13 protein-coding genes and 1 tRNA gene are annotated in these 20,939 nt (G+C 67.7%); 7 read left to right on the forward strand and 7 right to left on the reverse strand.

What is annotated here, in order from left to right; translation table 11 throughout:
- The first annotated feature begins 560 nt into the window (after nucleotides 1–560).
- Nucleotides 561–1,787 carry an RtcB family protein gene (locus tag ACODS2_RS17660; RefSeq protein ID WP_488999993.1) on the forward strand — a complete coding sequence of 409 codons (1,227 nt, stop codon included), beginning with the start codon at nucleotides 561–563 and terminating at the stop codon, nucleotides 1,785–1,787.
- 40 nt (nucleotides 1,788–1,827) lie between these two features.
- On the forward strand, nucleotides 1,828–2,844 hold the full coding sequence (gene rtcA / locus ACODS2_RS17665) for an RNA 3'-terminal phosphate cyclase (RefSeq protein ID WP_488999994.1): 1,017 nt from the start codon (nucleotides 1,828–1,830) through the stop codon (nucleotides 2,842–2,844).
- Nucleotides 2,845–2,878: 34 nt separating this feature from the next.
- Here rtcA and ACODS2_RS17670 read toward each other — a convergent pair whose 3' ends face one another.
- Together ACODS2_RS17670 and ACODS2_RS17675 are read right to left on the reverse strand one after the other, a co-directional pair.
- Nucleotides 2,879–4,258, reverse strand: coding sequence for a nicotinate phosphoribosyltransferase (locus ACODS2_RS17670; protein ID WP_488999995.1), 1,380 nt, complete (start codon nucleotides 4,256–4,258; stop codon nucleotides 2,879–2,881).
- Between the two features lie 76 nt (nucleotides 4,259–4,334).
- Nucleotides 4,335–5,399 carry a bifunctional nicotinamide-nucleotide adenylyltransferase/Nudix hydroxylase gene (locus ACODS2_RS17675; protein ID WP_488999996.1) on the reverse strand — a complete coding sequence of 355 codons (1,065 nt, stop codon included), beginning with the start codon at nucleotides 5,397–5,399 and terminating at the stop codon, nucleotides 4,335–4,337.
- Between the two features lie 102 nt (nucleotides 5,400–5,501).
- On the opposite strand from ACODS2_RS17675, the gene ACODS2_RS17680 reads away from it, so the two are divergent.
- Nucleotides 5,502–6,185 carry an NUDIX hydrolase gene (locus tag ACODS2_RS17680; protein ID WP_488999997.1) on the forward strand — a complete coding sequence of 228 codons (684 nt, stop codon included), beginning with the start codon at nucleotides 5,502–5,504 and terminating at the stop codon, nucleotides 6,183–6,185.
- Here the strand turns inward: ACODS2_RS17680 and ACODS2_RS17685 are convergent.
- Genes ACODS2_RS17685 through ACODS2_RS17705 form a run of 5 tightly spaced genes read right to left on the reverse strand, consistent with a single transcriptional unit; the run spans nucleotide 6,166 to nucleotide 16,475 of the window.
- Nucleotides 6,166–8,190, reverse strand: a complete 2,025-nt coding sequence (locus ACODS2_RS17685) for a hypothetical protein (RefSeq protein WP_488999998.1) — start codon at nucleotides 8,188–8,190, stop codon at nucleotides 6,166–6,168. The genes ACODS2_RS17680 and ACODS2_RS17685 overlap by 20 nt on opposite strands.
- Nucleotides 8,166–9,302: a VWA domain-containing protein gene (locus tag ACODS2_RS17690; protein WP_488999999.1), complete on the reverse strand. Its 1,137-nt coding sequence runs from the start codon at nucleotides 9,300–9,302 to the stop codon at nucleotides 8,166–8,168. The genes ACODS2_RS17685 and ACODS2_RS17690 overlap by 25 nt, the downstream gene beginning before the upstream one ends.
- A complete protein-coding gene (locus ACODS2_RS17695; protein ID WP_489000000.1) occupies nucleotides 9,299–11,653 on the reverse strand; it encodes a DUF5682 family protein in 2,355 nt (784 codons plus the stop codon). The genes ACODS2_RS17690 and ACODS2_RS17695 overlap by 4 nt, the downstream gene beginning before the upstream one ends.
- 8 nt (nucleotides 11,654–11,661) lie before the next feature.
- Nucleotides 11,662–12,762, reverse strand: coding sequence for an ATP-binding protein (locus ACODS2_RS17700; protein WP_489000001.1), 1,101 nt, complete (start codon nucleotides 12,760–12,762; stop codon nucleotides 11,662–11,664).
- On the reverse strand, nucleotides 12,759–16,475 hold the full coding sequence (locus tag ACODS2_RS17705) for a DUF4132 domain-containing protein (protein WP_489000002.1): 3,717 nt from the start codon (nucleotides 16,473–16,475) through the stop codon (nucleotides 12,759–12,761). Before ACODS2_RS17705 ends, ACODS2_RS17700 begins: the two co-directional genes overlap by 4 nt.
- A 268-nt stretch (nucleotides 16,476–16,743) precedes the next feature.
- Here ACODS2_RS17705 and ACODS2_RS17710 point away from each other — a divergent pair, with 268 nt between their 5' ends.
- From ACODS2_RS17710 to ACODS2_RS17725, 4 genes are all read left to right on the forward strand, one after another.
- Nucleotides 16,744–18,327 carry a DUF4153 domain-containing protein gene (locus ACODS2_RS17710; protein ID WP_489000003.1) on the forward strand — a complete coding sequence of 528 codons (1,584 nt, stop codon included), beginning with the start codon at nucleotides 16,744–16,746 and terminating at the stop codon, nucleotides 18,325–18,327.
- An 11-nt stretch (nucleotides 18,328–18,338) separates the two neighbouring features.
- Entirely contained in the window at nucleotides 18,339–19,049 is a 711-nt protein-coding gene (locus tag ACODS2_RS17715) for a response regulator transcription factor (RefSeq protein WP_489000004.1), read from the forward strand.
- Nucleotides 19,034–20,629 (forward strand): sensor histidine kinase, encoded by a 1,596-nt coding sequence (locus ACODS2_RS17720; RefSeq protein WP_489000005.1) that lies wholly within the window; start codon nucleotides 19,034–19,036, stop codon nucleotides 20,627–20,629. Before ACODS2_RS17715 ends, ACODS2_RS17720 begins: the two co-directional genes overlap by 16 nt.
- Nucleotides 20,630–20,773: 144 nt before the next feature.
- Nucleotides 20,774–20,849 (forward strand) — tRNA-Thr (locus ACODS2_RS17725).
- The last annotated feature ends 90 nt before the right edge of the window (nucleotides 20,850–20,939 follow it).

Consider the following 20,939-nt stretch of genomic DNA (forward strand, 5'->3'; position numbering starts at 1 on the left):
GCCTGCCTTTCGGGGCGGTAGCTCAGTCGGATAGAGCAACAAACGCCGCGAGGCGGTCGTCTTTCCAATCCTTGTCGCCGTGACCCTTAGCAAGTTTCAGGAATTGCCGTGGCGAATGCCGGTGGGACTACATCCCATTGCCAGGTCCGACGAGTAAAGCGCCCGCAGCCAGCAATGGCCAAGGGAGATGCGGGTTCGAAGCCCGCCATGGGAATGTAGCTTAAGGACCGCGTCTCGCCATCCTTCTTCGCCACGGCAAACAGCAATTCACGGCGAATGCCGGGCAAGGACTACATCCTTCAACGATGCAGGCGCGGGTTCGAATCCTGCCGGGTCCACTATCTGCGGGCCTGTAGCTTAGCGGAAGAGCGGCGCCCCCTCGGGGGCATGTCTTTCCCACACCTCGTCGCCGTGAACCCTTTTCAAGCGCTGGCGAATGCCGGCGGGACTACATGGTTGGAGGCCGAAAGGCCGAGCGGTTCGAATCCGCCCCGGAGCGATCCGGGATGTCTCGCCAAACCTTGTCGCCAGCACCATGATGCAAGCAAAGGAGGTCCACCGTGGCCGATACGACTTTTGAATTCCAGCATGTGCCCGGCGGGGTGCCGATCAAGATGTGGACGCGCGGCGTGCCGGTCGATGACAAGGCGCGCGAGCAGCTGGCGCGGGCGGCGAAGATGCCGTTCGTGTTCAAGCATGTCGCGGCCATGCCCGATGTGCATGTGGGGATCGGCGCGACTGTGGGATCGGTGATCCCGACCAAGGGTGCGGTGATTCCGGCGGCGGTGGGCGTGGACATTGGCTGCGGCATGATGGCCGCGCGCACTTCGCTCATGGCGCATGACTTGCCTGACAGCCTGGAGGGTATCCGCTCTGCCATCGAGCAGGCGGTGCCGCATGGGCGCAGCGTGGGGCGCGGGCAGCGCGATCATGGTTCGTGGGGTTCGCCCCCGCCGGCGATCGTCGAGGCCTGGGCGGTGCTTGCGCAGCGGTTCGAGGCGATTTGTGCCAAGTTCCCGCGGCTGAAGAACACCAACAACCTCACGCACCTCGGCACTCTCGGCACGGGCAACCACTTCATCGAGCTGTGCCTTGATACCGAAGGGCGCGTCTGGGTGATGCTCCATTCCGGCTCGCGCGGGGTGGGCAATGCCATCGGCACGTTCTTCATCGAGCTGGCCAAGCAGGACATCCGCAAGTGGCATATCAACCTGCCCGACGAGGACCTCGCCTACTTCCCGGAAGGGACCGACCACTTCGACGACTATGTCGAGGCGGTGGGCTGGGCTCAGGACTTCGCCGCGCTCAACCGGCGCATGATGATGGCAAACGTCATCGCGGCGCTGCGGGCGAAGATTGCCAAGCCCTTCGATGCGGAGATGGAAGCGGTGAACTGCCATCACAACTACGTGACGCGCGAAAACCACTTCGGCGAGAACGTGCTCGTGACCCGCAAAGGCGCGGTGCGTGCGGCCAAGGGCGTGTTGGGGATCATCCCGGGCTCGATGGGGGCGAAAAGCTTCATCGTGCGCGGGCTGGGCAACCCGGAAAGCTTCGACAGCTGCAGCCACGGCGCGGGGCGGGTGATGAGCCGGACCCAGGCCAAGAAGCTGGTGAGCCTCGATGAGCATATCGCCGATACCGAGGGCGTGGAGTGCCGCAAGGACGCGGGCGTAATCGATGAAACGCCCCGCGCCTACAAGCCGATCGAAGCCGTGATGGCCGCGCAGGCCGATCTGGTGGAGATCGTGCATACACTGAAGCAGGTGGTCTGCGTGAAGGGGTGATCCCCTTCACGCGGATCGCCCCAAACTGAATGACCGAACAATGATCACCATCGATGGATCGGAAGGCGAAGGCGGGGGGCAGATGGTGCGCAATTCCTGCGCGCTTTCGCTCGTTACCGGCGAACCTTTCCGGATCGAAAACATCCGCGCCAAGCGCTCCAAGCCCGGCCTCATGCGCCAGCACGTGACCGCGGTGGAGGCAGCCGCCGTCATCTCGGGTTCGGAATGCACCGGCCTCGCGGTCGGCGGGAGCGAGCTCACGTTCCGTCCGGGGCAAGTCGTGCCGGGCGAGTATCACTTCGCTGTCGGCACAGCGGGGTCGACCGGGCTTGTCCTGCAGACGGTGCTGATGCCGCTGGTGCTGGCGAACGCGCCCTCGCGCCTCGTGCTTGAGGGCGGCACGCACAACATGCTCGCGCCGCCGTTCGATTTCATCGAGCGCGCGTTCCTGCCGATCATCAACCGGATGGGGCCGCAAGTCTCGGCACGCCTCGTGCGCCACGGGTTCTACCCGCGCGGCGGCGGGCGGATCGAGGTGGACATCGCCCCTGCCCCGCTCTTGCCGCTGACCTGCACCACGCGCGGGCCGCGCACCGGCGAGGCCGCGCAAGTCGTGGTCTCCGGCCTGCCGTTCGCGATTGCCGAGCGGATGCTGGCACGGGTCCGGCGCGATCTTCCGGACTGGCCGGAAAGCGCCTTCACGCTGCGCCAGCTGCCCGCCGATCAGGGGCCGGGCGTGATCCTGATGCTGGAGGCGCAGCACAGCGAGGTGACCGAACTGGTCAGCGGCTTCGGCCAGCTCGGCGTGCCTGGCGAGCGCCTCGCCCGCACTTCAGCCGCGCGGATAAACGGCTATCTCGAAGCCTCTGCGTTCGCGGGGCCGTATCTTGCCGATCAGTTGATCCTGCCCCTCGCGCTGGCAGGCGGCGGTGCGTTCTCGACCGTGAAGCCGAGCCAGCACCTGCTGACCGCGATCGACATCGCGCAGCGCTTCACCGGGCGCCGGATCACCATCGAGCAGGCACCGGGCGGGGAGCATCAGGTCACCTTCGGCTAGGCGACCTGAAGCCGCGTCCCGCCACACCGCCCCGCTAAACCGCCCGCGCGCGCACCTCGTCAAAGCTGTGCCGCACAAGCATGGCCCCATCGCGCCAGACGGGGCGGAGCAGGTTGTCCGCCTCCGCCACCTCGTCCATCCGGCGTGCGGCGGGGCGGCCGTGCTCCATCACCACCGCCTGCCGCCCCGCCTTGCTCGCCTTGGCAAGGTCGGTGGCGGGCGCTTTGGCCACATCGTTCCACACGCCGTCCGCATCGCGCATGGCATTGGCTTTCATGGCAAACCGCAGCGTATCGCGGTTGACCTGCTGGAGCAGACCGCCGCCCATGCCGAAGGCAATATTGTCGATGGCAAAGCCTTCCGCGATCAGCCGGTCGATCAACCGGGCGATGCTGGCGGGGGTCATCCCGTCGCCCTGGATCACGCGGACATGCGGATCGAGCACGCGATAGCCCTTGGCATTCACGGTGCCGCCGAAGGCCTCCCATAGCGTCCTGATCGCGCGCACCGGGGTCTCCACCGGATCGCCGCTATCGGGGCGCACCACCAGCGTGCCCTTGCGGGTGAGCACCTTGCCGCGCAGCGTACCGCCCCAGATGCCGGTGAGCGCGGCATCGAGATCGTAGCTGTCCGAGACGACGGCCACCAGCTTGCCCTCGCCATCGAAGGCATCGAGCATGTTGGCATAGGCCGCTTCTTCGCGCGCCTTGCCCCAACTGGTCATCGTGCTGTGCTCGGCGGCGGGGATGGAAAATCCCGCCATGTCCGCACCGTAGTAGCGCCGCGCCGCGATGAGCCCCTCCATCGTATCGGTGCCCATGAAGTTCACGAGATGCGCCATGCCGCCCAGGCCCGCGCTCTCGCCGCTGCTGGTGCCGCGCGCGCCGAAATCGTGGAGCTTGAAGGGCAATTGGCCCTCCACATCCTCGCTCGTGCGCTCCAGCCCCGCGCGAATGATCAGGCGGCACTGGCGGCTGAGCGTGGCGACCGTGGTTGGATACCAGACCGCGCGCAGCAGCGCCGTTTCGATGAAGGTGGCGAGCCACGGCAGCCGCGCGTCGGTCGTCTCCACCTGCACCAGCGGCACGCTGGTCGGCACGATCATGCCTTCGGGCAGCGCGCGGATCGCGATGGGCAGATAGCCGCCGTGCTCCGCCAGCACGATCTCCCAGCCCGCACGGTTGAACGGCACGCCATGCGCCGCGCAGACCGCCTCGGCCTCGTCAATATCCGCAGCCGTGATCGGGCGCGCCAGATAGTCCATGAGGAACGGCTGCAGGCCGAAGAACACCACGTCATCAGCAAAGTCGTTGGGCCGCGCCTCGATATATGCGCTGATCGCGCGCGCTTCGGGCGGGTATTGCAGGTAATGGCTGTGCTTGTAGCTGTCGGTGGCCAGGATCAGGTTGGTCATGATGTGAACTCCTCACATGGTCGCGCCGGATGCAGGGCTCCCCTGCGCGGCGGGCAGATATTCTTTCGTCAGGCCCTCAAAGGTCGGCCATCTGCTCGATGATGGCCCAGTGGTCCTCGAACAGCATGTCCGGGCTGAGATCGCCGAGGCGGTACCACTGCGCGTGCGCGGCATCGTCGCCGCCCTTCACGCTGAACAGCTTGCGCCGTTCGGGCAGGCGGAACAGGAACGCATGGGTGATGATGCGCCCCCGCAAACTGCGGCCCGGCGCATCGAACACCCGTGTGCGCGCGTCCTCGATGAAGCTGGCGAGCATGGCAGGTGGGATCTGGCCCTTGCCGTCGCTGATCGCGGTTTCCTCGCGCAGTTCGCGGATCGCGGCATCACGGATGCGCTCGGCCGGATTGACGAAGCCGCCCGGCAGCGCAAGCAGCCCCTTGCCCGGCGCGCGCCCCCGTTCGACGAGCAGGATATGGCCCGACTGGACCACGACCGCATCGGCGGTGACGAAAGGCCCCCTGCCCCACTGCGCGGGATAGGCTGCGAGGTATTCAGCTTCCTCCAGCAGGGCCTTGAAGGGCTCGCCCAGCATGAACGCCCGCAGGAACTCCGCCACGCCTGCCGAAAGGATCGTCTGCGGCACTTCGGGAAGGCGCTGGAAATAGCGCTGCCGCACGTCGCTGGATGAGAAGGTGCCGTACTGGCTCTCGACCTGCAGGTTCTCCCATTCGGGGAAAAGCTTGAGGTAGTAGGACGAGGCATCCTTGCCATAGCCCGCCAGCGCCACGCGGAAATCCTTGAGTCCGTGGTTCTGGAAACCCTGGCGGTTGCCGTGTTCCAGCACCAGTTCGCGCACCTTGCGCTGCACCTGCGTGACCCACGCGGTATCCGAATAGAGATGATCGGCGATCGGCGCGATGATCAGACGGCCCATCGCCACTTCATGCCGGAAGGCGGAGCGCAACATCGCCTCGCGCTCTGCATAAGTGAAAGGGTTGCGCGGATCGCGCGCCTGTGCGGCCGATCCGACCAGCACGATCAGCCGCTCGACTTGATCGAGCGCGCGGGCAATCACATGTTCGTGGCCGATGTGCAGGGGCTGAAAGCGCCCGATGAAGACGCCGAAATCGAAACTGTGCATGTTCGAGGCTCCCTCGAAATAAAGAGCAAGCCGGACTCCCCGACTCGCTAAGTTAGCTTATTTGCAGTTTACATATATCCTGTCAATGTGTAACCTTGATTCATGACCCAAGCCCCCGTGGCCGTAACTGTCGATCTCGTACTGATGACCGTGGCAGACGGGCGGCTCGCCGTCCTGCTCCAGCGGCGCAGCAGCGAACCGTTCGCCGGCTGCCCCGCCCTGCCCGGTGGCTTCGTCCAGCCGCACGAAAAGCTGGATGATGCCGCGCGGCGGGTCCTGATCGAAAAGGCGGGCTTTGCGGCGGGCGATGGTGCGTGGCTGGAGCAGCTTTACACCTTCGGCGATCCGCAGCGCGATCCGCGCATGCGCACGGTGAGCGTCGCCTATTTCGCATTGCTCCCGCACGCGCGGCTTGCCGAGGCAGTGGCGGCGCGCACGGACCTTTCGCTTGCGCCGGTCGGCGAGGCGGACGCACCGCTTGCGTTCGATCATGCCCTGATCGTGCAAACCGCGCATGAGCGGCTGCGCGGCAAGCTGGGCTATTCGCCGGTCGCCCTCGCACTCCTGCCCGAACGGTTCGCCCTGCGCGATCTGCAGACCGTGCATGAAGCTATCATTGGCACCCGCTTCAAGAAGCCCGCCTTCCGCAGGCGCATGCTCGATACGGGCTGGATCGAGCCGACCGGGCAACGCGAAACGGCATCGGCGTTCCGCCCGGCGGAGCTCTATCGGAAGCGGCATCACGCCCCCGGCGAAGCGGACGAAGTCACGCCAGCAACGGAATAGCCGAACGCTGCTGGCGGGCGATCAAGAGAGCATAGGCGGCAGCCAGCAGCGCCTCGGCGCTGCTGTCCTTGCGCAGCAATTCCGCCAGAACCGGCATTCCGAAGGAATCGAGCCGACCTGCATGCGCGGCGCGGGCACTTTCCAGCATGGCCTGCAGGCCGGGGCCCGCTTCGAGGCGGTCGATCAGGTGCTGCCACGCCGCATCGAGCGCGCTCTGCGTGCCGTCTCGCGGCAGGCGCGTGAAGGTTCGGCTCCCCGACCGGCGCTGGCGCAACCGCGCGAGCCAACTTTGCTCTGCGATCCTGCCTGTCCAACCCGGCTTCCGCCACAGCGTGAGATCGACCGGATGACCCTCACCGATCAACGTGATCGGGGTGAGCGCCAGCCCCTGCCGCTCGCGGCTGATCTTCACCAGCACCAGCCCCTGCCAGCCGCGACTGACCGTGGCCTCCAGCGCTTCAATCGCGGTGTCAGCCTGCTCATCGTGATCCAGCGTCAGGGCCAGCCATGCGCCGGTCTCGTCCATCACCGGCCAGACCAGTTGCTGCGCGAAATCATCGAAAAAGGGCGCGGCTGTCCGCGCTGGCGCCAGCAGGCAGGCGGCGGGACCGCGCCCGGCATCGAGCCCCAGCCCGGATTGCGCCTGATGCACCCCGCGCAAATCGGCCCATGTGCGCACCGTGCCTGGCAGATCGGCGGTCGGCGCGGCGCGCGCCTCGACAATCGCGGCGCGCGCCGCAGCGGGTGCGGAAAGGCGGCCATCGGGCGAGATGTTCGCGCCTTCCAGCGCCAGCCGGGCATGGGCCAGCGTGGCGAGCGGCCCCGCCTGCCACATCGCCTGATGGTGCCATGCATCACCGGGCATGAATTGCGGATCCTGCCCGGGCCCGCGCGCAAGGCTCGTGCTCAGCCAGCGGCCGCTGCCCGCTTCAACGAACCACGCGGTCACCCCGCGCGCGCCAGTAGGGGTGCGCCAGCGCTCGCCGCCGCAGCCGATCAGATCGAGCGGGGCCGTTGGCGCAAAGCTGCGCCGCACCTGCCCGACCAGCGCCGCCTGCCGGTCCGCGTCCCCGGCAGTGAGTGCGCGCGTGAGGGCGAAGGCGGTGGAAGTCTGTTCGAGCAGGGTATCAGGATCGAACGACAGGGCCCGCTGACGGCGCAAACGGATCTGCGCGGCGATGGCGCGCAGCATGGCAGCAAGGCGCGGCAGGGCGTCCGCGCGCGAGGAGACGGAAAGCTCGAACAGGGATTCCTCGAGCGGGACCGGCGCCAGATTGAAGCCCAGCGCCGCCACCTCGCCCAGCGCGCGGGCAATGCCCGCAAGGAACGCAGGCTCGGGCACGAAGGCGGACGGCGCAGCTGCAAGCGCATCGGCCTCCGTATCCGGCACGGCAAGGCCGAACTGGCGGCGCGCGGCAAGAACGGCGGCGGCATGGAGCGCCTTGCGCTGGGCTTTGGGCGCTTTCGAGATGATACCGTCAAAACTCTGGCCGCGCAGGATCAGGATGGCCCCTTCAAGTCCGCCCAGTTCGACCGCGATTGCATTGGCCTGCACATCGACCTTGGCCGGTTCGCCCGCCATTTCCAGCGCCGCACGCCAGCTCGCCTTGCCGGCCCAGCGCTCAAGCGCGGGGGGATCGAAGGCTGCCAGCAGTTCGTGCGGATCGGCGGCTTGTGGCGGCGTTTCCTCGCCCGCGGGTTCCTCTGTGGTCGGCGCCAGCACAAAGAGCACCGCCGCGATCCGGTGGCGGCACATCGCGGCCGACTTGCACGCACACGGCGCCGCGCCGGGCCCCCGCGCATCGAGCACCACCAGATGGCCGTCGGCTTCTACTTCAGCCTTGCCGGGCGATCCCGCGATCAGGCGCACCTTACCCTCGTCCAGATCGCGATGCGCGCGGCGCACCAGCCCCGGATTGGCGAGCGCCGCCAGCGCGGCATCATCATAGGCCGCAAGGCTCTGGCGCAAGGCCGGGTCGATCATGCGATCCGCGCCCCGATCCATTCGGCGAACCGGTCCGGGGTGAGCGCGGCGATCTCCATGCCGCAGCCCGCCAGCCGTTCCGCCATCCGCCGATCATAGACCGGCGCGGCATCGTCGCTCAGCGCGCCGAGACCGAGCATGGTGATCCGCGCCGAGGCCATCCGGCGCACCGCCGAAAGCAGCCGGCCGACCGGCGCGCCTTCCTCGAAATCGCTGATGAGGACGAAGATCGTGCGCGTCGGCTGGGTGACGAGACCCTCGCAGTACTCCGTCGCCGCGCCGATATTGGTCCCCCCGCCCAGCTGGACCGACATCAGCACTTCGACCGGATCATGCGCCTCGCTCGAAAGATCGACGATGGCGGTATCGAACACCACCAGCTTGACCTCCACCGATGGCAGCGCGGTGAGGATCGAGGCCATGACCGCGGCATAGATCGTCGAGGACAGCATCGAGCCCGACTGATCGACGCAGAGGATGATCGTCCAGGGCAGGCGCCGCCGGCTGCGACCATGAAAACGCAGCCGATCCGCCACGATCCGGCCGCGCTCGCTGTCCCAGTTCTTCAGGTTATCGCGGATCGTCTCGCGCCAGGCGAAGTTCTTCATCGACTTGAGCTGGCTGCGGCGGAAGCGGTTCGGCTTGCCGGCCAGCGCGGCCTCGACCCGGGGGCGGAGCTGCCGGAGTATCTCCTCCACCACCTTGCGGGTCACCTCGCGGATCTTCTCGCGCGCCGCCGGATTGGCCGCACCCTTGAAGGCGATCAGGGCTTTGAGCAGGTCGCGGTTCGGCTCAAGCGCATCGAGCACTGCCGGATCGGACAGCAGTTCGCTCATCCCGAGATTGTCGATCGCGTGGGCCTGCACGGTTTCATAGACCGACTGCGGAAACAGATCGCGCAGCTCGCCAAGCCAGCCGAGCGGCGTCAGGCGGGTCGGATCGAGCGAACCACCCGCGCCGCCGCCCTGCTTGCCGCGCCGGAGCCCGCGCTTCTCCATCTCGCGCGCGTAGAGATAATCGAGCGCGCGGTCCGCCCGCAGGTCCGCGCCGGAAAGCTCGGAGGATGGCAGGGCGCGCTCGGCATAGCGGCCCAGCGCAAGGCGCCAGCGGCGCAGGAGCTGCGGGTCGGTCATGCGAGGCCATCGCGTTCGAGAATGGCGTGCAATTCGCGGTCAAGCGCGAGGTTGGCGGCGAAATCGTCTTCGGGAAGTGCGACCAGCACGGCAAGGCGGTTCGGATCGGCACCGATGAGATCGGCAACTTCGCTCGCCAACCGGTCTGTCTCGCGCGGGTCAAGCGGCATGAGCGCGAGGCGCAAGTGGGGCAGCAGCGCAACGAAGGCCTCCTCGCTCGCCCCCGCCACCACATCGTTGAGCGCGGAGATGATCACCGGCGTCGTCCACAGCAGCTCGCGCGCGATTGCGACCACGCCGCCAAGGAACGCCAGCCGGTCGGCAGGCTCGACATAGCCGCTGGCCAGTTCGCCGCGCAGCCGCTGCTCCAGCGCGGCGGGGGCGATCTGGCCGCCGGTCAGGGCAAAGGCGGTCACCGCACCGGCGAGCATGGGATCGAGTTCAGCCTCACCGAGCCGGGCCAGCGCCTCGTCGAACAGGGCAAGATCGAGCGGTGCGCCAGACGAACGGGCAAGCTCGATCAGTCCGCGCAGATCGGCCAGCGCGGCAATGGCCGGGCGCAGTTGATCCTCCCCGCAATAGGCCAGTTCAGGGAGCAGGACGAGGATACGGCGCCAGGCGGCGGCCATGATCCGGTCGAGCGTGGTGGTATCGGCAATCGCCAGCACCTCGCGGCTGCGGCGCAGGAGCACGAGATCGGTCAGCGCGGCGATGAGGGAGGCCAGTTCGGGATCATCAAGCACATGGCGCTCGACCGCATCGAGCACCGCGTCTGCCGCCTCGCCAAGCCCGGCCCGGCACGCCGCCGCATAGAGATCGATTGCCGCAATCGCGCTGCGCCCGCGGCCCTGCTGCGAAAGCTTGGCCAGCTTCTCGGCCAGCACCGCCGCCAGCGCTTCGGTCAGCGTGTCCGCCACTTCGGAGAGCTCGATCAGCCGGGTCTCCACATTCGGCGACCAGCACACCGACCAGATCTCGTGCAGTCGGTCGAGCCCGGCATCGTTGCGGAAATCGGGGCCGGCCGTGCGCTGCGCAAAGTCGGAACCGATCAGCGCCATCGCGTGGCAAAGACGGCTCGCTTCGCGGTGGCGCGGCTTGCGGTAGATATCGAGTTCGCGCGTGCGCCGCTCGCCATCGGCAATCGTGAAGCCCAGCGCCCGCGCCCTTTCGCGCACCGCTTCGACCAGCGGGGGCGATCCGGCCGATGGTGGCACATCGCCGATCGCGCTGCCGGTCAGCCAGGCCCTGAGCTCCGCGAGGAGCGGCACCTCGCCCACCGGTATTTCGTCCTTGATGAAGCTGGAGCGCACCGCGTCGATGATATCGTCGCGCGCGGGAAACGGCCGCCCACGCAGCGCGGCAAGGCGCTCGGCCTGTTCGACCGCGTTGAGCACGACCGGCAAGCTGGGCGGCGCAAGGTCCGTGCCGCGCAGATGCGCCGCAAAGCCGGTGATGATATCCAGCGCCAGCGCCTTGCCGCCCGTCTCGCGCGCCTGCCACAGCCGTTCGTAGAAACCCGGCAGCGCAAGGCCGGCGCCGTATCCCGCCAGCGCATCGAGCTGCCGCATGCCAAAGCGGACAAGGTAGGAACGCCCCGCCCCCGGCTTCGGCTCGACCACCTTGTCGCGGCCGGGATCGATCAGCGCGGCGGCATGGAAGCCGCCCACAAGGACCACGATAGGCCCCTCGGTTGCGGCCCGGTGCCGCGCGATCAGCGCCCGCATCTGCGCCTCACGCGCCAGAGTGCCATCGCGCGTCATCGCATCGGACGAGACGGCACCTCGGATGCAGGCGCAGTATTGCCCGACATCGGCGAAAAAGCGCGCCCAGTCAGGTTCGGCAATGCGGCTTTCGAACAGTTGGTCCCACACCTCGTTGCCATCGCGGCAGCCGAGTTCGCGAGCGAGCGCAGTGACATAGTCGCCTACGTCGAACGGTGTCTCGTCGCCGATCAGCGAGCGGGCACCGGTGTCCTCGTCGCCGCCCGGCATCATCGCCGGGTCGGTCGACGGGAGATCGATCAGGCGCGCGGGAATGCCGCTGGCCGCAGCGGTCTGCAGGGCGATGAGTTCGGGGCTGTGGCTGCAGAACGGGAAATAGCTGACCACGCGGCGGTTGCCGCTATCCTTCGCCGCATCGCGCAGCGCGACAATGGCCACCGGCGCGCGGGTGCGAGGATCGCAGACCTGCTCGATCAGCGGCTCGAAATCGAGGGGACCCTCGATCAGCACGGCCCTCGGCCCGACCGCCGCCAGCAGCCGCTCGAGATGCGCGGCGCAGGCCGGGCTGTGGTGCCGGATCGGCACGATCCACAGATCGCGCGCGGGATCATGGAGTGGGGGCGCTTCCACCGGCGGGCTCACCCCAGCTTGAGCGACCGCGCCGCCTGATAGAATTCCTTCCAAACGCCAGAACGCCCGGCGCGCTCCTTCACGATATGATCGACATAGGCGCGCAGGCGCTTCCCATCCTCCGGCGAATCCTTGAGCACCACGCCCTGGATCTGCCGCGCGACATGCATGCCCGAAAGCCGCCCATCATCGAGATAGACCGCCTCCAGCGCGGCGGCATGGAGCACGTTGACCGCCTCGGCGGTGGACATGACCGCATCGGGCCGGTTGAGGTTCACGCCTTCAGCCGTGCGCCCGGTGCGCAAGTCCTGGAAGGTGCGCACCAGCAGATCGGCCACTTCCCGTTCGCCGCGCACGACGATGCCCGCCGGTTCCAGCCGCTCGGCCAGCTGCTTCAGCACGAGTTCGCGCTCGAAATCAGGGTCGCTGATCGGGTGCACCGTCTCGAAATTGAAGCGGCGCTTGAGCGCGCTGGAGATTTCGTGGACGCCGCGATCGCGCAAGTTGGCGGTGGCGATCACGTTGAAGCCGGGCGCGGCCATGCTCACCGCATCGGGGCCGAGTTCGGGCAGGGCCAGCGCCTTTTCCGATAGGATCGAAATCAGCGCATCCTGCACTTCGGGCGGGCAGCGGGTGATTTCCTCGAAGCGCACGATCCGGCCGGTGCGCATGGCGTTGAGCACGGGCGATGGCACCAGCGCGCGCTCGCTTGGCCCCTCGGCCAGCAGCAGCGCATAGTTCCAGCCGTAGCGGATGTGATCCTCGGTCGTCCCCGCCGATCCCTGTACCACCAGCGCCGACGTGCCGGAAACGGCGGCGGCGAGCAGTTCGGAGAGCAGCGATTTGGCGGTGCCCGGCTCCCCCACCAGCATCAGCCCCTGCTGGCTCATCAGACTGACGATGGCGCGGTCGGCCAGCGGATCATCGCCATAGAACTTGCGCGCGATGCCCAGCCGGGAATCCCCGAGCAGGAACTTGCGCACCGCACGCGGCGAAAGCCGCCAGCCGGCCGGGCGCGGATTCTTCGCATCGTCCGCCGCAAGCTGGGCCAATTCGGCGGCATAGCGCTGCTCGGCCGGTCTGCGGATCGCCTCGGTCTGCTCGGTCATGCGTAGGCCTTCTTCTTCCACAGCACATCGAAGCCGGTGCCTTTGGCGGCAATATCATGATAGTCGCGCCAGCATTCGGCGAGCAGGACCGGCGGCACATCGCCCAGCGCCACGGCATTGCCGCCCGCGCCTGACCCGCGCAGCTTGCGAAAAGCCAGCGATTGCAGCGCGGCGGGGCGGTTTTCTTCGGGCAAGGGGCTGCCGGTGAACTCGATTTCCACCTGCAGGCCGGCTTCGCGGTAGGTCTTCTCGTAAGTTAGGAACCAGCCGCCATCCTGTGCTTGGCCGCGCTGCCAGCCGAGCTTGCCCGCCGCGCCGCGCAGCTTGAACGTCTCGATCATCCAGCCCTCGCGGTCTGTGATTTCGCGGGCACTCGCCTGCTCGGGGTCCAGCTGCGGCAGATCGCGGCCCAGCTGGTCGAACGGCGATTGCACCGCATAGTCCGCCAGGTGCCCGCGCCATGCGGCGATGGCTGCGGCATCGAGCAGCGAGGAATGCGCAAGCCGGATCTCGGCAAAGGCGGCAAGATCGACATCGCCATCTTCCGGATCGGTATAGCTGCCATCGCCCAGCGGGCGGAACAGCGCCGCCGGTTGTGCTTCGTGATCAAGGCCCTGCCAGATGAGCCGCGCGGCGATGCGCCCGACGATGGGATGACCGGCGATGAAGCTCTCCCAATCCTCGCGCGGCCAGCTGCGCTGCAGGCACATGGCTTCCTTCATCCGCTCGGTCTGCGCGGCGATGACCTGTTTGGTTTCCTTGCGCGCGTTGGAAAGCAGCTTCTTGGCCGCTTCCACCGCCGGGCGTTCCTCGTCGATGCGGGGGCCGGGCAGCGCTTTCACCTCGCGCCCATCGGCGTTGAACAGCACCAGCGCATCCTGCTCGTCAAGCCGCGCGGTGTAGGTCCGCCCCTCGCCGCAATCGAGCTCCAGCACGCCGTCCGCATCGAAGCCGGCGGTGGGCACGGTGCGATCGGCCAGCTGCGCCGCCGACCAGCCGTTCCGATCGGCAATCGCATCGATCAGCGCGGCGGCATGGGCCTGCACGCTCTTCTGCTTCGAACGGTTGGACGCCGCGAGCACCACCTGCAGCGCCGCGCTGCTGCCGTTGGCGGCAAGCGCTTCGAGCAGCGCCTTGGCCTGCGAGACGCGCGCGCCATGGTCCTTGAGGAAGGCGCGCACGCGCTGCGCCGCATCGGCGCCGTTCACCCGCGCGCAGAGCGCGAGTATGCCCTTGCTGTCCGCCGCGCTGCCCAGATAGGTCGATGCCATCCCCGCCTTGAGCCGCGCGAAGACCACGGCGCGATCGGTGGGGAAGTAGTCGGCGCTCTGCGGCCAGCGCTTGGCATTGGCGATGTTCTGCTTGAGCACCGCATCGACATTCGCGGCGGCATGGGCATTGGCCTCCTCGTCGCTCGGCGTGCGGGTGTCCTCGTCGATCCACGTGGTCAGCACCATCCAGCCCAGCTTGTGCGCATCGCCGGGGGCAAGCCGGTCGAGCCACAGCGACATCAGCGCATTCCCGCCGGGCTGCTTGAGCTTGCCCGCGAGGAGCACCCACCAGCGCGGCAGCAGGGGATCGACCGGCTCCCCACTGTCCCATCGCAGCTGCGGCAACCGGTCGAACGGGAACCAATCGAGCGCCTTGATCTTGAGCTTGGCGATGCCGGCCCGCGCCTCCTTGAGCATCGCGTCCTGCGCGAAGAACTCGGAAACGTCCTCACCCAGCCGCTCCAGCGCGGAAATCATCGCGGCGCGGGCGAGATCGCTCTTGTCCTTGGCAAGGGCGCGGCGGATCGCCTGCACTTCCCCGTGCTCGCCGCGCCGGGCGAGCCAGTCTGCCGCCTGCGCGCGCACGTCCTGCCGCCCGTCCTCCAACTGCCGCGCGATGGCCTCGCCCAGCCCCGGCGTCCCCGCCAGCAGCGCCCGCGCCGGGGTGCGCACATGGCTGGAGGTGTCGCTGGCAAGGATCAGCAGACGTGATCGGTAGCGCGCGGGCAGCTTGGGGAAATGGCCGAGCAGTTCGAGCCCGACGGTGAGCCGCATCGGGCTGCCGCCAGATTGCGGGACCATACCCAACGCCTCGTCGAGCATCGCCAGCCGTTCGGCCAGCAAGGGCCAGAGTGACACCTCGATGTCCGGCTGCGGCCAATACCAGCGCTGCGTCAGATGGTCGGCAATGAAGTCCTGCCCCCCGTTCGCCAGCCACACATCATAGAACGTGCGGATATCGAGCCCTGCCGCCATCCGCCGCTGGATCGCAGCACCCGCCTGGCCGGCCCAGCCATTGAACAGGCTGTAGAAATGCCGATTGGACGAGCCGAGCACGAGGCGCACCAGATGGTGCAGCGACACGCGCGGATCATCAAGGAACAGATCGATGGCCGGATGGCGGAGCTGATGAAAGTTCAGCCAGCCCAATTGGCTCTGGTTGGTGCTGATGGGATGCGTGCTTTCCGCCAGCTTCGCGATCCGTTCCAGCGCGCTGCGATCGACCGGGGAATACTGCTTGGACCAGTGCCACTTGTTGTTTTCGGCTTCCTCCTTGCCCTTGGCCAGCAAGCGGTTGAACTCATCCGCTGCGGGCGCCAGCACGGCCAGCGCGCTGCGATCGAACGGCGTCGTCCCCGGGCCAGGCTCGGCGGGCGGCAGCGCAACCCAGGTGCCATCGACGGCGGTATAGCCCTGCGCGCCGTCCGGCTGGAGCGGGACCGCCTCGTCTGTGGCACCCGTCGCGGGCGGCGCCCCGGCAGTCCGTTCGAACGCTGCGATCACCTTGGCCGATGTCTCACCCTCACGCAGGCGGGCCAGTGTCGGTGCGGCGTGATCGCCCAGCGTCAGGGCGGCGACTTCGACCAGTTCGGCCCGCGCACCCGGCGCTGCAGCGGCAAAGCGTTCGGTGATGCAGGCGGCGAGTGCTCCACCGTGGCTTCCGGTCAACGCCTGCCGCGCCGCGGTGCGCACCTTCTTCGATGTGCCGATTGCCGCTTCCACCAGCACGGGCAGATAGATCCCTTGCAGACCCAGGCGGCCGATGGTGGCGATCACTTCGGCCCGCACATCCGCACCCGCGTCCACCAGCGCGGCACCGACTTCGGCAGTCTTGTCCCTCAACATCTGCTCGACCCCGGCGAACCGGTCCACCGAACTGTTGGAGCCATACTGCGCCGCATCGCGGCAGAACACGATATCGAGCACGGCCCCGAACCCGAGCTCCCCGGCCTTGACGAGTTCCTCGAGCGTTTCGACCGGCTGATTCTTGCGCCCTTGCCCGAGCCACTGGGTCACGACATGCCGCAGCCAGTCCGGCGATTTCTTCGTGCCGAAGTAGCCCCATTCGTAAGTGATGGGATCAAGCGCGGCCAGAACCTCGCCCAGCCGCATCATCTGGTCCACGCGCCAATCCGCCAGCTTGGTGAAGAGGCCGCCCTCATCCCGGATCGGATAGATCCTGTGGCGCGACCGCCAGGCCTGTTGCAGCACGCTGCCTTGCAGTTTCAGTACGATCGAGGTCTGCTCCCCGACGCAGACATAAGCCGCGATTTGCTGCGGAATGCTTCGCTCCCGCTTGGCAAGATCCGCGAAAAACTTCTCGAGCTTGAAAATGGGAGCCTGCCCGACGCCCTCTCCCGTCGCCTTGTAGACAAGACCAAGCGAAGTCTTGAACCGGTCCCAGATCCCCAACGCCACGGCTTCCTCCCGCCCCTTGTGCACGGCGCCTGAAACGGGCGGGCACCGTGCAATAATCCAACCAATCCGGAAGTTTGGCAGCGTCCGACGGGTCGGCGATATTCTTCGCACGGAGCGGCCTGCCGTCAAGCGATCTTGCTTGGCCGCCCGCCGCAATTCGCCGCCTGCGCTTCGCGCGGCAGGACGTCTGCATATTTTCTGCAAGCGAACCTGATCGGGATTGCACGCCGCGCGCAGGCAGCCCTCCGCGCCCCCGGCCCATTCCCCGGATATCGATGGAATGGAGCACAGCATGGTTAGCTTGCAACGCAGGGGAAGTTTCCTGTTCAAACTCGGCGGAGCGTTCGGCGTTGCCGCTGTCGTGGATGCCGCGATGTTCAGCTGGGAGGTGGGCTGGCCGGCATTCGGGGCGCTGCAACTCCTGCTGCTCGGGTTCACGGCTGCGGCGCGCCCTGCCATTCTGCGCCGCGCGGCGGCCCGGACCAGCTTCGCCCTTGCCGGGATCGCCGCGCTGGCCATGATCATCGATCCGGGTCTGCTCGCCTGGTGCCTGTTCTGGCTATTCGCCGGCATGGGCACGCTGATGCCGGCTGCGGCGCGCTTCGGCGATGCCTGGGGCTGGAGCCAGCGGCTGATCCTGCACGCGCTCCGCGCCGGGATCGCCCCCTTGCTCGATCTGCGCCGCCTGATCCGCGTCAGCCCCCGACGCGGGCGGGGACAGATTCGCCGCGCACTGCCCCAGCTTGTGCTCCCGGTTCTCGGCAGCGGCGTGATCCTCGGCCTGTTCGCCTCGGCCAATCCAGTGATCGAGAACTGGTTCGATCAGGCCCTGGCGCTGACCCCGCCGGATGACTGGTTCGTCCGCTTCCTGCTCGGCGCGGCATGGTTCACCATGGCCTGGAGCCTGCTGCGCCCGCGCATGAGCCGGCGCGTGCTGGGCACCTTCGATGGCCGGGGCGACCTGGCCCTGCCCGGAGTCACGCCCGTCTCGGTCCAGCTCTCGCTGATCGCGTTCAACGCGCTGTTCGCCCTGCAAAACGCGATGGACCTGCTGTGGCTGTGGGGCCTTGCTCCCCTGCCCAAGGGCATGACGCTGGCGGAATACGCCCACCGCGGTGCCTATCCGCTGGTCGTCACCGCGCTGCTTGCGGCGGGTTTCGTGCTCGTGGCGCTGCGCCCCGGCTCCACCACTGCTGCCATGCCGCTGGTGCGCCGTCTCGTTATCGTGTGGATCGCGCAGAACGTGCTGCTCGTAGGCAATGCCGCCCTGCGCACGATGGACTATATCGCCGTCTACTCGCTGACGGAGCTGCGCATCGCCGCGCTGCTCTGGATGGCGCTCGTGGCTCTGGGCCTTATGCTCGTGATGTGGCGCCTGCTGCGCGGCAAGAGTGCCGCCTGGCTGATCAACACCAACGCAGCGGCGGCGCTCGCCTTGCTGCTGGGCTGCAGCTTCGTCGATCTCAACTCCGTGGCCGCGCGCTACAACCTTGCCCATGCCCGCGAACTCGGCGGCGGCGGCGGCGCGCTCGATATCTGCCATCTGCAGGGCATGGGCGTCTCCGCCCTCACCGCGCTGGCGCAGCTGGAGCAGCGCCCAGCGCCGGAGCCCATCCACCTGTGGGCACGGCTGCTGCGCGAAAATGCCCAGGCCCAGCTGACCCGCGATCTCGCCGAGTACCGCTGGAGCGTGCTGGGCGCCCTGCGCCTCGCCGAAGTGCGCGCGGCTTTGCGCAAGGATGCGCTCAACCCCGCAGATCACGGCTGGATCGATTGCACGCACCGCGATGTCACCGAACTGCGCAGTGCCCTCGGGCTCGAGCCTGTAATCCCCGCACCAGCCGCACCCGCATTGACCCGGCCCGCGAAGCCATGAAAGATCAGCCGATGACCGGTACCGCCCCCCGCAAGGTTCTCCTTGTCGATGATGATCCGCATATCCGCCAGGTGCTGGCCTTCGCCTTCGCCAAGGCGGGCATGAGCACCGAGGAAGCGATCGACGGCGAGGCGGCGCTCGCCAGCGTGGCCGCCGCCCTGCCCGATCTGGTCGTGCTCGATATCAACATGCCGCGCATGGACGGGCTCGAAGTCTGCCGCCGGCTGCGCGCGATGGACTGCGCCGTGCCGATCCTGTTCCTCTCCTCGCGCGATGAGGAGATCGACCGCGTGCTGGGGATCGAACTGGGCGCCGATGATTATATCGTCAAACCCTTCTCGCCCCGCGAAGTGGTCGCGCGGGCCGGCGCTATCCTCCGCCGCGCCGCGCCTGCGCCCCCTAAGGCAGCGGGCACGGACATGGCGCACGGCCAGTTGCGGATCGACACCGCCGGCTGGCAGGCCTTCTGGCAGGATCAGGAAGTCGCGCTCACCGTCACCGAGTTCTCGCTGCTGGCGGCGCTGGCGGCGGCCGGCAACCGCATCCTGTCGCGCGATGCGCTGATCGACCGGCTCCACGGCCCGGGCTTTGCCGTCACCGATCGCACGATCGATAGCCACATCCGCAACCTGCGCCGCAAGTTCGCCCAATGCGGCGCGCCGGACGTGATCGAAACCCGCGCCGGCATCGGATATCGGCTCGGACCATGCCTGGGGAAATGAAGCGGCTGATCGCGCGCTTCTGGCCGGTGCTGCGGCTGCGCTCGATCATGTTCATTCTCCTGCTTGTCGTGGCCGCACTGCCGGGCGTCGCGGCCATCGGGCTCAGGGTCTACGAGAACGCGCTGGTCCGCCGCACCGAAGCGGAACTGATCGCGCAGGGCAGCGCACTGGCGGCAAGCACCGCGCTCGGCTTTGCCGGGGACGCGGCATCTGCGCCGATCAGCCGCGCCGCAGACCCGCGTGACTACGATGACCGCACCATCTCGACCAGCATCGACCTGCGCACGAGTTCCGTGCTCGGCGAACGCCCTGATCCGGTGCCGACCGCGCTGAAGCCTGATCCCGCCGCCGCAGACATGGCAAAAGTCTGGTCACCCGTGATCGATCAGACCCGGCAGATCACGCTCGCCTCGATCATGCTGCTCGATCGGCACGGCGTGGTGCTCAACGGCCGCGATGCGGGAAAGTCGCTGGCCGCGCTCCCCGAAGTGCGCACGGCGCTGGCCGGCAGCCCCGTGACCACGCTTCGCCATAACGGGTCGTATACCCGGTCCTCCGCGCTCGAATGGATCAGCCGCGCGACCGACATCCGGCTGCATCATGCCCGCCCGATCATCGCGAACGGTCACGTCGTCGGGGTCATCCTGCTGTCCCGATCGCCGCGCGCGTTGTTTCGCGGCATGTACGAAGACCGGGGCAAGATCGCGGCGGGTACGGCGGCGATCTTCCTGTTCCTCGTGGCGATCACTGCAGCCCTTGGCCGCACGATCGTGCGCCCGCTCGAAGCGCTCAGCCGCGCGACGCGCGCGCTCGCCGAAGGCCGGCGCGCGGCCCCGCCCCAGCCCACGCTGCGCGTGCAGGAGATCGACAGCCTGATCCGGGATTTCGCCACGATGGCCGCTGCAATCGAAGTGCGCTCGCACTACCTGCGCGATTTCGCCACCGCGCTGGCGCACGAATTCAAGACCCCGCTCACCGGCCTTTCCGGCGGAATCGAGCTGCTGCAGGACCACGGCTCGGCGATGTCGGATGAGGAATACGCGGGCTTCCTCGCCAACATGGCCGCCGATACCCAGCGCCTCAACCGGCTGATTTCGCGCCTGCTCGATCTCGCCAAGGCCGACATGCAGCGCCCTCACGAAGGCGCCTCGTGCGATCTCGCCGACGTGCTCGCCCGCATCGCGGACGGGCTCGGCACAACGGACTTCACCATCGACACCGCCGCTGCGCGTATTCCGGCCCGGCTGCGGATCGATGGATCGGCACTCGAAACCGCCCTCACCACCCTGATCGACAATGCCCGCGCGGCCGGCGCCGGCCAGGTCACCCTCGCCGCCGCCCTGATCGACGACCACTTGCAGCTCACGGTCAGCGACAACGGCAGCGGCATCGCGCCGAACGACCGGCCCCGCATCTTCGAACCCTTCTTCACCAGCAAGCGCGCCCAGGGCGGCACCGGCCTCGGCCTGCCCATCGCCCGCGCACTGATCGAAGGAAACGGTGGTTCGCTCACGCTGGAGGACACGAGCGACGGCACCCGCTTCCTGCTGATCCTGCCCTGCTGGCCCCTGGGCACATGAGCCAGCACCTCACGCCGCCCGGCTCTCGCTTGCGACCGAAATGCGCAATTTGACCGCGATCGCACGAACTCGGCGCCAATCCCACGAAATGCCATTGCCTAGAGCCCAGCCTCTGGCTAAAGCGCGCGCCTGCCCAAGAGGCACGCCGCTTTAGCTCAGTCGGTAGAGCACATCATTCGTAATGATGGGGTCAGGTGTTCGAATCACCTAAGCGGCACCATTTTTCAGAGACTTAGATGGACTCGGCACTCCGAATGGTGCGAGCAAGCATCACATAGACACCACGAGTGCCTTGTGAATCCCCGTCCAA

The organism is Novosphingobium sp. FG137 (assembly GCF_057809735.1).

What these genes read in the sequence shown, in the direction of transcription:
- ACODS2_RS17720 (WP_489000005.1), top strand. Translation starts at nt 19,034, where the DNA reads ATGCCTGGGGAAATGAAGCGGCTGATCGCGCGCTTCTGGCCGGTGCTG.
- ACODS2_RS17710 (WP_489000003.1), top strand. Translation starts at nt 16,744, where the DNA reads ATGGTTAGCTTGCAACGCAGGGGAAGTTTCCTGTTCAAACTCGGCGGA.
- ACODS2_RS17680 (WP_488999997.1), top strand. Translation starts at nt 5,502, where the DNA reads ATGACCCAAGCCCCCGTGGCCGTAACTGTCGATCTCGTACTGATGACC.
- ACODS2_RS17670 (WP_488999995.1), bottom strand. Translation starts at nt 4,258, where the DNA reads ATGACCAACCTGATCCTGGCCACCGACAGCTACAAGCACAGCCATTAC.
- ACODS2_RS17675 (WP_488999996.1), bottom strand. Translation starts at nt 5,399, where the DNA reads ATGCACAGTTTCGATTTCGGCGTCTTCATCGGGCGCTTTCAGCCCCTG.
- ACODS2_RS17690 (WP_488999999.1), bottom strand. Translation starts at nt 9,302, where the DNA reads ATGACCGACCCGCAGCTCCTGCGCCGCTGGCGCCTTGCGCTGGGCCGC.
- ACODS2_RS17685 (WP_488999998.1), bottom strand. Translation starts at nt 8,190, where the DNA reads ATGGATCGGGGCGCGGATCGCATGATCGACCCGGCCTTGCGCCAGAGC.
- ACODS2_RS17715 (WP_489000004.1), top strand. Translation starts at nt 18,339, where the DNA reads ATGACCGGTACCGCCCCCCGCAAGGTTCTCCTTGTCGATGATGATCCG.
- ACODS2_RS17700 (WP_489000001.1), bottom strand. Translation starts at nt 12,762, where the DNA reads ATGACCGAGCAGACCGAGGCGATCCGCAGACCGGCCGAGCAGCGCTAT.
- rtcA (WP_488999994.1), top strand. Translation starts at nt 1,828, where the DNA reads ATGATCACCATCGATGGATCGGAAGGCGAAGGCGGGGGGCAGATGGTG.